Annotated in this window: 14 protein-coding genes; 10 read left to right on the forward strand and 4 right to left on the reverse strand. The window is 70.0% G+C overall.

Features of this window, described 5'->3' with window-relative positions:
- Window positions 1-58: 58 nt before the first annotated feature.
- From NPA30_RS18370 to NPA30_RS18380, 3 genes are all read left to right on the forward strand, one after another.
- Window positions 59-1,729 carry an FAD-dependent monooxygenase gene (locus NPA30_RS18370; RefSeq protein WP_256804257.1) on the forward strand — a complete coding sequence of 557 codons (1,671 nt, stop codon included), beginning with the start codon at window positions 59-61 and terminating at the stop codon, window positions 1,727-1,729.
- A gap of 101 nt (window positions 1,730-1,830) precedes the next feature.
- Window positions 1,831-2,757 carry a DMT family transporter gene (locus NPA30_RS18375; protein ID WP_256804258.1) on the forward strand — a complete coding sequence of 309 codons (927 nt, stop codon included), beginning with the start codon at window positions 1,831-1,833 and terminating at the stop codon, window positions 2,755-2,757.
- A complete protein-coding gene (locus NPA30_RS18380; RefSeq protein WP_256804259.1) occupies window positions 2,754-3,152 on the forward strand; it encodes an acyl-CoA thioesterase in 399 nt (132 codons plus the stop codon). The genes NPA30_RS18375 and NPA30_RS18380 overlap by 4 nt, the downstream gene beginning before the upstream one ends.
- Before the next feature lie 40 nt (window positions 3,153-3,192).
- Here NPA30_RS18380 and NPA30_RS18385 read toward each other — a convergent pair whose 3' ends face one another.
- On the reverse strand, window positions 3,193-3,780 hold the full coding sequence (locus NPA30_RS18385) for a hypothetical protein (RefSeq protein ID WP_256804260.1): 588 nt from the start codon (window positions 3,778-3,780) through the stop codon (window positions 3,193-3,195).
- Between the two features lie 238 nt (window positions 3,781-4,018).
- On the opposite strand from NPA30_RS18385, the gene NPA30_RS18390 reads away from it, so the two are divergent.
- Window positions 4,019-5,698, forward strand: coding sequence for a putative bifunctional diguanylate cyclase/phosphodiesterase (locus NPA30_RS18390; RefSeq protein WP_256804262.1), 1,680 nt, complete (start codon window positions 4,019-4,021; stop codon window positions 5,696-5,698).
- On the forward strand, window positions 5,695-6,138 hold the full coding sequence (locus tag NPA30_RS18395) for a BLUF domain-containing protein (RefSeq protein WP_256804263.1): 444 nt from the start codon (window positions 5,695-5,697) through the stop codon (window positions 6,136-6,138). Before NPA30_RS18390 ends, NPA30_RS18395 begins: the two co-directional genes overlap by 4 nt.
- Window positions 6,139-6,166: 28 nt before the next feature.
- On the opposite strand, the gene NPA30_RS18400 is transcribed toward NPA30_RS18395, so the two are convergent.
- Window positions 6,167-7,279, reverse strand: coding sequence for an extensin-like domain-containing protein (locus NPA30_RS18400; protein ID WP_256804264.1), 1,113 nt, complete (start codon window positions 7,277-7,279; stop codon window positions 6,167-6,169).
- A gap of 224 nt (window positions 7,280-7,503) precedes the next feature.
- A complete protein-coding gene (locus tag NPA30_RS18405; protein WP_256804265.1) occupies window positions 7,504-8,466 on the reverse strand; it encodes an alpha/beta hydrolase in 963 nt (320 codons plus the stop codon).
- A gap of 217 nt (window positions 8,467-8,683) precedes the next feature.
- Between NPA30_RS18405 and NPA30_RS18410 the strand changes: the two genes are divergently transcribed.
- Entirely contained in the window at window positions 8,684-8,875 is a 192-nt protein-coding gene (locus tag NPA30_RS18410; protein WP_256804266.1) for a hypothetical protein, read from the forward strand.
- 84 nt (window positions 8,876-8,959) lie between these two features.
- Here the strand turns inward: NPA30_RS18410 and NPA30_RS18415 are convergent, their stop codons facing one another.
- A complete protein-coding gene (locus NPA30_RS18415; RefSeq protein ID WP_256804267.1) occupies window positions 8,960-9,160 on the reverse strand; it encodes a hypothetical protein in 201 nt (66 codons plus the stop codon).
- Between the two features lie 231 nt (window positions 9,161-9,391).
- On the opposite strand from NPA30_RS18415, the gene NPA30_RS18420 reads away from it, so the two are divergent.
- The 4 genes from NPA30_RS18420 to NPA30_RS18435 all read left to right on the forward strand — a co-directional run bounded on the left by NPA30_RS18420 (window position 9,392) and on the right by NPA30_RS18435 (window position 13,943).
- Window positions 9,392-9,568, forward strand: coding sequence for a DUF2934 domain-containing protein (locus NPA30_RS18420; RefSeq protein ID WP_256804268.1), 177 nt, complete (start codon window positions 9,392-9,394; stop codon window positions 9,566-9,568).
- Between the two features lie 106 nt (window positions 9,569-9,674).
- Window positions 9,675-9,959 carry a hypothetical protein gene (locus tag NPA30_RS18425; RefSeq protein WP_256804269.1) on the forward strand — a complete coding sequence of 95 codons (285 nt, stop codon included), beginning with the start codon at window positions 9,675-9,677 and terminating at the stop codon, window positions 9,957-9,959.
- 147 nt (window positions 9,960-10,106) lie between these two features.
- Window positions 10,107-13,622 (forward strand): excinuclease ABC subunit UvrB, encoded by a 3,516-nt coding sequence (gene uvrB, locus NPA30_RS18430; protein WP_256804301.1) that lies wholly within the window; start codon window positions 10,107-10,109, stop codon window positions 13,620-13,622.
- Window positions 13,623-13,943 (forward strand): hypothetical protein, encoded by a 321-nt coding sequence (locus NPA30_RS18435; RefSeq protein ID WP_256804270.1) that lies wholly within the window; start codon window positions 13,623-13,625, stop codon window positions 13,941-13,943.
- Window positions 13,944-13,948 lie beyond the last annotated feature (5 nt).

The following is a 13,948-nucleotide window of genomic DNA, read 5'->3' on the forward strand; positions in this document are numbered from 1 at the left end:
TCAGGAGCTTCTTGACAAGAATGACCCGCGGGTCATTCTACCGCCACAGGAGGCGAACATGACCCGTTTCGATGGTTTCGATTGCGACGTGCTGGTGGTGGGCGCCGGGCCGACCGGCTTGATGGCCGCCGATCTTCTGAAGCGGTGGGGCGTCGACGTGCGGATCGTCGACGATCGGCTGGAGCCTTCGCGCGAGTCGCGGGCCTTCGCGGTCGCGGCGCGCTCGATGGAGCTGTTCCTGTCGATCGACCTGGCCGACGCGATCTTGCAGCGGGCGGTGCTCAATTCCCGTGCCAGGATGCATGTTCGCGGTCGGCTGGTCGGCGGCCTCGACTTCGACACCGTCGAGGCTCCGGACACGCCCTTTCCGTTCATCACGCTGCATCCGCAGTCCGACACCGAGCGCGTGCTGATCGAGGACCTTTCCCGCCTGGGCCTCGCGGTCGAGCGCGGCCGGACGGTGCGCAGCGTGGTCCAGGACGCGACCGCCGTCACCGCACAGTTCGAAGCGTCCGCGGCCGGCGGCGCGATCCGCAGCCGCTACCTCCTGGGAGCGGACGGCGCACACAGCGTGGTGCGCAAGGCGCTGGGCCTTGCCTTTGCAGGCGCCCAGTACCCGCAGACCTTCCTGCTCGCCGACTGCCGCGTCGACTGGCCGCTCGACCACGCCGGCTTCCGCGGGTTCCTGAACGGCGAGCGGGTCGGCCTGTTCCTGCCGCTCGACGGCACCGCATGCTCGCGCGTCATGGTCACCGAACCGCGGCCGGCCGATGCGAGCGACCTGCCACACGCGACCGCGCTCGAACTGGGCGAGCTCGAGCGGGCCTTCGCTGCCGTCAGCGAGCTGCCGGTCAAGCTGTCCGACCCGCGCTGGGTGACCCGCTTCCACACCTCGCACCGCGGCGTCGATCGCTACCAGGTCGGCCGCGTCTTCCTCGCCGGCGACGCCGCACACATCCACTCGCCGGCCGGCGGCCAGGGCATGAACACCGGGCTGCAGGACGCGGCGAACCTCGCGTGGAAGCTTGCGGCGGTGCTGCGCGGCGCGGCGCCGGATCTGCTCGCCTCCTATGACAGCGAGCGACGACCCGTGGGCCGGGACGTGGTGCGCACCACCGACGCGATGTTCGAAGTGGTGGCCGGGCGCACCGGCTGGGAGGCGGCGGCTCGCGACCTGTTCGCCCGGCCCGCCGCGGCAGCCCTGTCGCATCTGCCGACGGTTCAGACGGCGGCCTTCCGCAAGCTCGCCGAGATCGACATCGCCTACGGGCCGAGCCCGTGCGTCGAGCCCCCGGCTCCGTCCGCCGGCGCTCACGGACCGCAACCCGGCCAGCGAGCGCCCAATGCCCCGATCACGCGGCATCGGGACGTCTTCGACCTCCTGTCGGGCGCTCGCTTCACCCTCCTCGCCTTGTCGCGCCGGCCGCTGGAGCGTGACGAGGCAGAAGCGCTCGTGGCCCGGCTTCGGATGCTCGAGGGGCCGGCCATCGCCGCGCGCGTGGTGGCGCGGCTGACGGCGGGGCGGGTCGGGGGCGTCGAGTTGACCACCGCTGCGGCCGTCTTCGCGGCCTACGGCCTGCCGGACGAGGAGGCGCAGGCGCTCCTCCTCGTGCGACCGGACGGCTATCTCGCCTGGCGGAGCGACAGTCTCGACGTCGACGCCTGCCGCCCGCTTCTGCGGCGCCTCGCCCTCGAAGGGTCTGCCGGCAATCCGGCGGCTGGCGGTTAGGCGGCCCGCAGCGGCGCCTGCCTCGGGACGTGGCTGCCTGGTCAGGCGGCTTGCGCCTCTCTCCGCCGGACGCTACCGAGTGTCGACCCCTTGGAGCTGCCGTGTCCCGTCTTCTCGCCAACAGCCTCCTGCTCTTCGTCGGCGCCGTCTGGGGGCTCGGCTTCGTCGCCCAGTCGAGCGCGATGGCGGCGATCGGACCGTGGGCCTTCGTCACCCTCAGGTACCTCCTCGCCGGACTGACGCTGCTGCCGCTGGCGCTTTGGGAGAGCCGGCGTGCGCCGCGCGCTCTGACGCGACGCGAGCGGATCGGCTTCGTGACGGTGGGGCTGTGCTTGTTCGGCGGCTCGATCCTGCAGCAATACGGTCTCCTCTCGACGAGCGTGACCAATGCCGGCTTCCTCACCGGCCTCTACGTCGTGCTGACGCCGCTGATCGGTCTTCTCCTCTGGCGCGAGTGGCCGCACTGGGTGGTCTGGCCAGCGGCCTCGGCCTGCGCGCTCGGCATCCTGCTTGTCGGCGGCGGGACACTCACCCGGCTCGGTTCGGGCGACGGGCTGGTGGTTCTCTGCGCCGTGTTCTGGTCGCTGCAGATCCTCGCCACCGGCCGGTTCGCCGGCAACAGCGGCCGCCCCTTCACCCTCTCGGCGGTGCAGTTCTTCGTCGCGGCCGCGCTGGGCGGGCTCGGGTGGAGTGCGACCGAGCCGTTTTCGAGCGCCACGATCCTGCGGGCGACGCCGGAACTCCTATTTGCCGGCATCATCGCCGCCGGCCTCGCCTTCACGCTGCAGACCGTCGCACAGCGCCACACGACGGCCGCCCAGGCGGCGATCTTCCTGTCCTCCGAGGCGCTCTTTGCCGCCGTCTTCGGCGCAGTGTTCCTTACGGAGCGAATCGGCGTCCTCGGCTATGCCGGCTGCGCCCTGATCTTCGTCGCGATGCTGGCGGTCGAACTCGTCCCGATGCGCCGGCGCGGGCGCCGCGAGCCGCCGGCAGGACCTCAACCCGAACTGGCCGGGGAGACCGTATGAGCGAGGCGACCGGCCCGAAGGGCGAGCTGACGATGCGCGTGCCCGCCATGCCCAAGGATGCCAACGCTGCCGGCGACGTCTTCGGCGGCTGGGTGATGTCGCAGATGGATCTCGCCGCCGGCATCCGCGCGGCCGAGCGCGCCCATGGCCGGGTGGCGACGGTCGCGGTCAACTCGCTGGTGTTCCGCAAGCCGGTGAAGGTCGGCGACACGCTCTGCGTCTACACCGAGATCGATCGCATCGGCCGCAGTTCGATCACGCTCACCGTGGAGGCCTTCGCCGAGCGGTATCTGACACGCGAGGAGGTCAAGGTGACCGAAGCGGTGTTCGTGATGGTGGCGCTCGACGGCACCGGCGCACCGACGCCGATTCCGCCGGCTCCGCCCGCCGGCTGAAGCGCCGGCGGCCGGGATCTTCGATTTCAGAGACGTGCGGTCAGTTCTGCTCGTCGCTGGCCGGGCTGCCGCTCGACGGCTGCAGGAAGTCCTGGCCGTCATAGCCCTCGTCGTCGCTCGCATCGTCGCCGCCGATCGCATCCAGCAGCGGGCCGCTGGCATCGACGCAGGCCTTGATGCCGTCGCGGCCGCAGTCGACGACCACCATCCGCCCGGGCCCGAGGATGACATGGAAGCTGGCGCCACCGCCCATGTGCGGCCCGCGTCCCATGCCGGCGAACCGGCCGCGCGGCCCGTGCCGGCCGGCGCGGTCGCGCCAGCCGTGGTGACGGCCGTCGCGCCAGTGACGACCGTCACGATCGCCATCGTCGGCGGATACATCGCCCCGATCGGTGCGGTCGGCTTCGGGGCCGCCATCCTGGTTGCTTTCCTGCGACCGCGCCATCGGCACGTGACCGCCGGGCGCGGGGCGAGAGGCATCGGGAGACGTCGTGCCGGGGGCTGCGGCACCGGGCGCCGGCATGGTCTGGGACGGGGTATCGGCGGACGGTGGCGTCGGCGTCTGCGCGGCGGTGATACCGGTCGCTGCGACGAGCGCGCCGGCGGCAAGGGTCAGGCGGATAAGCATTTGATTCTCCTGTTGAGCGCCGAGGCGCCTGAGGTCTGAACGCGCGCTGCCGGCTGCCGTTGCGATGAACTTGCGTTAACCCCGCCACCGGGAAATGTATGTCTGGCTGATGAAAGGCCTTCCCGTCTTTAGAATATGGCAAGAGCTCTCTGGCTAGATTTGCCCGATACCGAACGATCGTGCCGAGGACCGGCTCGTGTCAGCCATCGAGACATCGCCCGTGCCGATCGAACTTGCCATGAACACCGCTTCATCCGGCCCGGATCCAGTCGGCCAGGCTTCACTCGCCGAAGAAGCTCTGCGCCGTCTGAACCGCGCCGTCGCCGTCTACTCGCGCGACGGGGCCGTCCAGTTCAGCAACGGCGCCTTCGACGCCCTCTTGCGGCAGCCGGCCTTCGCGAGCGGACTGGCCGCGCTGTTCGAGCGCACGCTCGCCCTGCACTCCGTGCGAAGCGAGGACACACCTCTCAGCCTCGGTGAGCGGCGCGTCTACCAGATCGAGACCGTGCCCCTGTCGCATGGCGTTCTCGTCACCGCGTCCGACGTCTCGGCCGAGATGGCAGAGCGCAAGCGGGTCAACGACGAAGCACGCACCGATCCGCTGACCGGGCTCGGCAACCGACTGCTCCTGCGCGAGCAGTTGGCGGAGCTGATGAGCGATCTCACGCTGCATCCGTCGGCGGCGGCCGTCCTGACGATCGATCTCGACCGCTTCAAGGCCGTCAACGACACGCTCGGCCACCCCGTCGGAGACGCCCTGCTGCGCGTCGTCGCCGACCGCATCCGCTCGCAGCTCGGACGCGGCGACGTCGTCGCCCGGCTCGGCGGCGACGAGTTCGCGATCCTGCAGGTCGATCCCCAGCAGCCGAAGGCCGCCGAGTCGCTGGCCGCTCGCCTCGTCGACCTGCTCGGCCGCTCCTACATCGTCGACGGCAACCTCCTGAATATCGGCGCCAGCGTCGGCGTCGCCCTGCTGCCGGGCGATTGCGCCGACGGCGACCAGATCCTCAAATACGCCGATCTCGCATTGTATCGCGCCAAGAGCGCCGGCCGCGGCACCTATCGCTTCTTCGAGATGGCGATGGACGAGGAGATGCAGGCCCGCCACACGATGGAGATCGATCTCCGCCGGGCGCTGGCGCTGCGTGAATTCTCGCTGGTCTATCAGCCGCAGGTCAATCTCGACACCAGCCGCATCACCGGCTTCGAAGCCCTGCTGCGCTGGCACCGGGCCGGCGGCGCCACGGTGGCGCCGAGCGACTTCATCCCGCTCGCCGAGGAGATCGGCCTGATCAATCCGATCGGCGAATGGGTGATCCGCAACGCCTGCCGCGAGGCGGCCGGCTGGAGCGAGCCCCTCACCATCGCGGTGAACGTGTCCGCCAGCCAGTTCGCCAGCGCGACCCTGATCGGGACCGTGGTATCGGCGCTCGCCGAGAGCGGCCTCGCGCCGGAGCGGCTCGAGCTGGAGATCACCGAGAGCGTCCTGATGGACGACACGCAGAGCGTCATCGACATTCTCCACAGCCTGCGCCAGCTCGGCGTGCGCGTGTCGATGGACGATTTCGGCACGGGCTATTCGTCCCTGTCCTATCTGCGGCGCTTCCCCTTCGACAAGATCAAGATCGACCAGTCCTTCATCCGCGGCCATGAGGCGGAAGGACCCGGCGGCAGCGCCATCGTGCAGGCCATCGCCGCGCTCGGCCGCAGTCTCGGCATGACCACCACGGCCGAGGGCGTCGAGACCGAGCAGCAGCTGTCGCGCGTCGCCGCCTATGGCTGCACCGACGTGCAGGGCTTCCTGTTCTCGCGCCCGCTGCCGCCGGAGAAGATCGCCGATGTCATCTTGAACAATCGCGCGCAGCCGAGCGAGCCGCCGCGAAAGACGAACGACACGCAAGGAGGAGACAGCCTGTGACCCGACCGTTGTACCGGCTGGTCTATTACAGCCGCAACCGCATCGCCGGCGCGCCGGGCGATGTGGCTCAGACCGTGCAGGGCATCCTGCGCGCCTCGCAGCGCAACAACTTCGAGGTCGGCGTCACCGGAGCGCTCCTGTTCAATGCCGGCATCTTCGCCCAGGTTCTCGAAGGTCGGCAGGACTCGATCAGCGCGACCTTCGAGCGGATCCAGCGCGACCCGCGCCACGGTGACGTGCACGTCCTCGGGTTCGAGCAGACCTCTGCTCCGAGCTTTCCGAACTGGTCGATGGCCTATCTCGGCCGTTCGCGTGAAGCCGAGAACTTGTTCGGCTCCATCGCCGCCGACAGCGGGTTCCGGCCCGACAGCCTCGAGAGCGAGCGGATCTTCCGCATCATGCGCGAGATCGCGCTGGAGGAAGAGAGCGCGGCCGCCTGACGGCGTCTGCGCGGCCCCCCTCCCTCACCTATTTGCAGACCCCGCGGCGTCGCTGCTTGGCGTCGAGATGCAGGTGGTCGGCGTGATCGCGGTTGTACCCCGGCCCGAGCACCGTGCCGAAATAGCGGCAGGCGGCCGTGCGCACCGACTTCTGGAAGCCCTTCTCGCGGACCGAGAAGAAGCCCTTCTTCTCGATCTCCATCACCGACCCGTCGGACAGCTTGAAACCCCGCACGTCGAGCGCGTTGCCGCTCGCATGCTCGCTGATCGTCCGCGAGCCGGCGATCCGGCTGCAGCGGTAGGACGAGGCGTTCAGCACCGCCACCGGTGAGGACCACAGGTTCGACCGGGCGGCCGGCTTGACCGCGTCGTGCATCCAGCGGGCGGCCCGAAGCGCCGTCTCGCAGTTCAGCGTCGCGGCCGGCTGCATCGCGACGCCCGGTGCGATCTGCGTCACCTTGACCGGATAGTCGATGCCGCAGCTGCGGCTGCGCGAGATCGAAGCGGTGTCCACATAGGCGACGCCGAGATCTGCAAGGGCCCGACGGCACATCGCCTCGCCCCGCGGCAGCGCGGCATAGCCCCCGGGCAGGTCTTCGTCGAAGTCGCGCTGGCGGCGCACCGGGTCACCCAAGCGCTCCGGGCGCGACGACGGCAGTAGCGAGGCGAAGCTGCGCCGCGGCGGCAGCGCACCCGGCGTCACCGCCTTCATCCCGTCCCACGGATCGACGGCGGGACGACCGTCGTCCGCCCCTTCCTTCACCATCAGATCCTCGATGCTCACCGGCGGCGGCAGGTCGGCGAGGTTCACGGCCCCGTCCGGCAGCTCTTCCGTGTCGGAGGCCTCGTCCGGCAGACCGTCATCTGCAGGTGCGAGCCGGCCGGACGATGCTGGGGTCGGTGCAAAGGCGGCTTGCGCCGGCAGCGGTGCGGCGTCGCCGGAGGCCGTCGTCCGGGGCATCGGCTGCGGCGGCCGGGCGTCCGCCGGCGCGTAGGCCTGTGCTGGAAGATCCGGCACCGGCCCGCCCCAGACGAGCCGCGGCCGACCGGGAGTCGAGGGTGCCATTCCGGCAACCGAACCCGTGGTCACCGCAGGGGCATCGGGAAGGCGCAGATACTGCGCGCAGGCCCCCTCGGGCATGCCCGCCACCGCGGCACACGCAGCGGCGAGCACGACTTCATGCCATCCGTTATTACGCACACCCATCGGACGGCCTCTCGTTCCCCGCGTGACTCGAGCGGACGGGGACAAGGTAAAGGCACGTGGTTAGGGACTGGTGAACGAGGGGCTTCACGCGGGCCCCTGCCCCATGGCCGGCCCGGGGCACGGGGCCCGCGCCGGACCGCCGTCGCTCAACGCGAAGGCTATCGCGCGACGTGCCGCTCGCGGCTCTCGACGACGTCTCCGGCCTTGCCGAGCCGCGCCTGCACGAAGCGCAGCGTGCGCGCCACGGCCAAGGGAAGCTCCGAACTGTGCGTCGCACCCATGAACTCGTGAAACCGGGCACGCACGCTCGGCAGGCGGTCGAGGTCGCCGGCAACGCTGCGGGCGGTATCGACCGGGTGGCGGCGCGCCATGCGCGTGCGCCGTTCGGCTGCGTCCGGCGCGCTCGCCTGGTCCGGACTGAGCGTCTGCTCATACTCCGCGGCGGTGATCATCACGTCGATCGGTCCGGCATGCCGCTCGTTCTCGAAGCCCTTGGCCTCTGCGAAGAGCGTGCGGTTGCCGAACCCGAAGGACGGGCTGGCCGCGGCGTAGGCGCGAAAGGCACTCGGGTGGGTGAACAGGAGATGCAGGGCGAGGAGCCCGCCATAGGAGTGCCCGAACAGCACCTCGCGGTGCCGGTCGATCGGCTGCTCGCGCTCGATCGCCGGCTTCAACTCGCGCGTGAGGTAGCGGATGAAGCGGTCGGCGCCGCCGATCGGCAGGCCGTTGTCCTGGCTCGGACCGTTGTAGACCGGCGGGGTGTAGTCGTATTCGCGCGCCGGATCATAGGGACCATCGGTGACGTAGCCGACGCCGATCACCACCACCGGATGGTGCCGGCGAGCGCCGCTCTGCGCCCGCAGCGCGTCGAGCATCATCGGAAAGGCGATGTTGCCGTCGAGGAGATAGACGGCAGGCCAGCCGCCCGCCGGCGCCGGCCCCTGGGGCACCGCGAGGAAGATCCGGTAGGTGCGGTCCATCACCTGCGAGCGGACGTCCTGCTGCGAGACGGTGTAGCCTGCAACGGGCGCCGCCTCGACCGCTCGTGCCGGCGTCCCGTGCTCCGCGAACAGCATCATGACGACGACCGCGAGCGCGCGGCAGAGCGGAAAGGGCGGCATCGGGACACTCCGGCGAGCAAGGCCGCGGGTTCGGTGCGGCCCCCTGTTGTACCGCCTCGGCTCCCTTCGGTCGTCTCACGGTCGCTCGACGCGCCGGGACCGAGTGTCGCGGATGCGCGGCATCCCACCCGCGGGCGCGGCGACCTGCGCCGACGCGTGGAACCCTAGCGCCGTCAATGGCTTGAACGAAGATCGGCAAGCAACGGGAGCCGCAGCCATGTCGAACATCGACGATGCCATCATTCCGCCGGGCAACCGCCCGCCACCCGGTGGTGCTCCACCGCTGGAAGACCCGTCACCGGACGGCACGGGGTCCGACGACATCCGCGAACCGGGCGCCGACGTCCCGCCGGTCACGCCCGACCCGGAGGAAGGACGCAACAACCTTCCCAACATCGAGCACGTCTGAGAGCGCTGCGTGCTTCTCACCGGATGCTTGTCCCAGCTGTCGCTTCCGAGCGGCAGCTGGCCCGTCGACGACGCGGTCGCGCCGTCAGAGACTCGGATAGAACTTCACCGGCTCGGCGATCTTGCGCCCCTCACCGTCCGCGCGCACCGCGAGCTTGAAGCGACCATCCGGATCGTCCCGCCATGTGTCGATCTCGCTGCGACGGATCGAGATCATCATGTCGCGGTAGGCCACCTGTCCCTCGCGCTCGGTGCAGTCCACGTCCACCCAACCAATCGTCGGCATGGCAGTCCTCTTCATTTTCGTCTCCCCCGCCTTTTTTTAAGTCTTCCCATCGATCGAGCGCAACGTGCCCGATCCGGTTCTTTCGCAAGCGTGGCATCCCCGTCACGCAGCAATCCTCAGCTTTCGACGGCGAGCTTGTGCGAGGGTGACGGTAGACGGCGAACGGTTCGGCGCTATTTCTCCTGCTTTGCGTGGCATGCTGCGGTGCGACGCGACTCAGGGAGGATTTGGATGCCGACAGTCGACAATGACGCAGCCGTACGCGACCGCGCCTACTTTCTGTGGGAGCAGGCCGGACGTCCGTCCGGTCGTGAGCACGAATTCTGGGCGCAGGCCTCGCGCGAGATCGAGGGCGACCCGAAGGCCAAGGAGGAGGCCGAGCGCAAGCAGCGGATCGTCGCCCGCTGACCCGGCTCCGAGTTACGTGACGGTCGGGGCGAGGACGCTTCGGCCGGTCATCGAACTCCAGCAGGCCCGGCGTCGTTCCCCTAGAGACATCCATGGGAGGTACGGCATGTCCATTCTCTCCTTCAGAACGAAGCCGCGCAGCGGATTTCGCCGGCACGGGATCGTCGAGCTCGGCCGGATCACGATGATCGACATCGTCGGCCGGACGGTCGGCTGGCTGGACCGCGCCGGCCGAGCGGCCACGCTGCGCGTGCAGGAGGGATTCTTCCTGCGGTCGATCCCGGCACGCGGCGACCGGCTGATCCGCTACGCCGACGGCCATGTCAGCCATTCGAAGGGCCCGGCGGCGGGCGAGCACGGGCGCACGGACGGCGGCGATCTCGCCGCCTGAGGCAGAGGCGAACGCAGACGTTTCCAGCGTGCGCTGCCAGGCGGACACGGCTCGGTGTCAGCCGACCCGTGCGGACTGCTGCAGGCGCTGCGGAATGCCGGCGCCGGCACCTTCCAAGCCGCGGCCATGGTCTCTATATGTTCCGGCATGGCTCCCCGCACCCCCTCCCGCCGCAGCCCCCTCACCGACTATCAGGACGCTTCGGAGCGGCTGGACGGCCGCCGCGTCGCGCCGGAGGCCGAAACACCGCCCGACGGCTTCGGCGAGGCACCACAGGCACCCTTCCAAGGCGCCCCCTATTCCGGCTCGATCGCCGGCTGGGCCGACGAGATCGCGCAGGCGGCGGAGGTGAAGGCCGAGCGCGTCGCGGACGCGGGCGATGGCCCGTCGACGCCCGCCTCGCGGGTTTCGGCTCGCGACGGCCGGCTCGGCGCCGACACCGAGAGCGATCCCGCGCCGCGCCGCCCGGCCGCCGGCAAGGCGAAGGCCGCAAAGGACAAGGCGGAGAAGCCTGGCAAGACCGCGCGCGGCACCTCGATGGGCGGCAGCGCCTCGCCGAAGCAGCGCGCCGCGGCGGGCCTCAACCCGGTCGCCGGCCTCGATGTCAGCCTGGAGGACGCGCAGTCGCTGCCGGAAGGCGCGGTCACCGCCACCGTGCAGGCGCTCGCCGACCTCATCTCCTCCGGCAATCCGCTGCACAAGAACGGCGAGCTGTGGATCCCCCACCGCCCGGCCCGGCCGGAGAAGTCCGAAGGCGGCGTGCCGTTCCGCATCGCCTCCGACTACACGCCAAGGGGCGACCAGCCGACCGCCATCGCCGACCTCGTCTCCGGCATCTCCGACGACGACCAGACGCAGGTGCTCCTCGGCGTCACCGGCTCGGGCAAGACCTTCACCGTCGCCAACGTCATCGAGCAGACCCAGCGCCCGGCGCTGATCCTCGCCCCGAACAAGACGCTCGCCGCCCAGCTCTACGGCGAGTTCAAGAACTTCTTCCCGGACAACGCGGTCGAGTATTTCGTCTCCTACTACGACTACTACCAGCCGGAGGCCTACGTCCCGCGCTCGGACACCTACATCGAGAAGGAATCCTCGATCAACGAGCAGATCGACCGGATGCGCCACGCCGCCACCCGCGCGCTGCTCGAGCGCGACGACGTCATCATCGTCGCCTCGGTCTCCTGCATCTACGGTATCGGCTCGGTCGAGACCTACACGGCGATGACCTTCCAGATGACGGTCGGCGACCGGCTCGACCAGCGCCAGCTCCTCGCCGACCTCGTCGCCCAGCAGTACAAGCGCCGCGACATGGACTTCACCCGTGGCTCCTTCCGGGTGCGCGGCGACACCATCGAGCTGTTCCCCGCCCACCTCGAAGACCGCGCCTGGCGCATCTCGCTGTTCGGCGACGAGATCGAGTCGATCACCGAGTTCGACCCGCTCACCGGCAAGAAGACCGACGACCTGAAGTCGGTGAAGATCTACGCCAACTCGCACTACGTGACGCCGCGTCCGACCCTCAACCAGGCCGTCAAGTCGATCAAGGAGGAGCTGAAGTGGCGCCTGCAGGAGCTTGAAAAGGCAGGCCGCCTTCTCGAAGCCCAGCGGCTGGAGCAGCGCACCCGCTACGACATCGAGATGATCGAGGCGACCGGCGCCTGCAACGGCATCGAGAACTATTCGCGCTACCTCACCGGCCGCCAGCCCGGCCACCCGCCGCCGACCCTGTTCGAGTACCTGCCCGACAACGCGCTCGTCTTCATCGACGAGAGCCACGTCACCGTGCCGCAGATCGGCGCGATGTATCGCGGCGACTTCCGCCGCAAGGCGACGCTCGCCGAATACGGCTTCCGCCTGCCCTCCTGCATGGACAACCGGCCGCTGCGCTTCGAGGAGTGGAACGCCATGCGTCCGCAGACCGTCGCGGTCTCGGCCACCCCCGGCCCGTGGGAGATGGAGCAGGCGAACGGCGTCTTCGCCGAGCAGGTGATCCGCCCGACCGGCCTCACCGATCCCCCGGTCGAGATCCGGCCGGCCAAGACCCAGGTCGACGACCTCCTCGGCGAGATCCGCGAGACCACCGCGGCCGGCTACCGCGTGCTCGCCACCGTGCTCACCAAGCGCATGGCCGAGGACCTCACCGAATACCTGCACGAGCAGGGCATCCGCGTGCGCTACATGCACTCCGACATCGACACCCTGGAGCGCATCGAGATCATCCGCGACCTCCGGCTCGGCGCCTTCGATGTCCTGGTCGGCATCAACCTGTTGCGCGAGGGCCTCGACATCCCCGAATGCGGGCTCGTCGCCATCCTCGACGCCGACAAGGAGGGGTTCCTGCGCTCGGAGACCTCGCTGATCCAGACCATCGGCCGCGCCGCGCGCAACGTCGACGGCCGCGTCCTCCTCTATGCCGACCAGGTCACCGGCTCGATGGAGCGGGCGATCGCCGAGACCAACCGGCGCCGCGAGAAGCAGGAGGCCTACAATGCCGAGCACGGCATCACGCCGGCTTCGGTGAAGGCCAAGATCGCCGACATCCTCGACAGCTACTACGAGAAGGACCACGTCCGGGTCGACGTGAAGAGCATCGCCGGCGATTCCGGCGCGCTGGTCGGCAACAACCTCAAGGCCCATCTCGAGCATCTGGAGAAGCAGATGCGCGACGCCGCCGCCGATCTCGACTTCGAGACCGCCGCGCGGCTGCGCGACGAGATCAAGAAGCTGCAGGCCAAGGAGCTCGAATACGGCGCCGACGCGCTGGCCGCCGAGGCCGACGCCGAGGGGCCGGCGACCGGTCGCAGCGCGGGTGCGCGCGGCGGGTCGAACCAGGGCCGGGCCGGCGCGCGCGGCAAGGCCGGGCGCGGCGCCAGCGACGGCGGCAATGCCCGCTTCTCCGCCCTCGGCGAACCGCTGAAGCCGCGCGGCGCCGATGGCGGCGATGCCGGGCGCGGCGCGCCGCGCCTCGGGCGGCCGGACAACGGCAATGCCGCGAGCGCCGGAGACGACCGCGCCGGCAGCTCCTACTTCGCCAAGCCCTCGCTCGACGACATGGGCCCCGGCACCGACACGGCCGTACCGGCGCGAAAGAGCGCGGCCCCGTCCACTCATCCTGAGGTGCCCGGACCGGGCCTCGCAGAACGAGGGGAGCGCTTGCCCGTCCGCACGACCGCCGCCCCGGACGCCGAAGGCGGTGACCCGCCGAGCGAGATCAGCGGGTCCGGGCAGGAAGGACCGAGTTATTTCCGCAAGAACAGCCTGGACGAGATGACGGTCGGGCGCACGGAAAAGCCACGCCATGCCGGCCCGCTGCCACAGAAGCCGGACCACGCCTCGGCCAAGGGAGCGGCCGCCACGTCGAGCACGCCTCCTCGCAGCGAGCCTCAAGCTCCGCAGGGTGGACCTCAAGCCCCCAAGGGTGAGGCTCGGGCCCCTCAGGGTGAGCCTGTCGAACCCCACGGGACCGGCACGGGCACGACGTCCGACGCTGCGTCTTCTCCCCCGCGGGGAGAAGGTCCCGGAAGGGGGATGAGGGGGACCGGGGACGACGGCGACGACGCCCGCCCGGTGCGGCGCGAGCGCATCGGCCTCGGCTCCTACGAGGATCCGTCCGACGCCAAGCGCAAGCGCCGGCCGACCAAGACGGGACGGCCGGGGCGGTAGGTGCGGCGCGTCGCGCTCTTCGCCTTCGGCGTCGCCGTCGTCATCGGCGTGGGCACCGCCTGCTTCTTCGGCATCATGATGCTCCAGCACAATCCGCAGGGCGAGTTCTGCGCCTATGGAGACAGCGCGCCGCCGGACGCATGCACGCTGAAGCCTCGCTTCTACCTCTCCGTCGCCTGGTTCTTTCTTCTGGGCATGGCGGCAAGCTTTCTTCCTGTTACCCTGCTCCTGGCCAGCATCGGTCGTCTCATCCGGCGGGCGAAGCGACGCAAGAGGCGAATGACCCAGGAAATCGAGCCATCGTCACCGCCGGGGCGGTAAGCCGC

Source organism: Mangrovibrevibacter kandeliae (assembly GCF_024519155.1).
Lineage (GTDB): Bacteria > Pseudomonadota > Alphaproteobacteria > Rhizobiales > Rhizobiaceae > Mangrovibrevibacter > Mangrovibrevibacter kandeliae.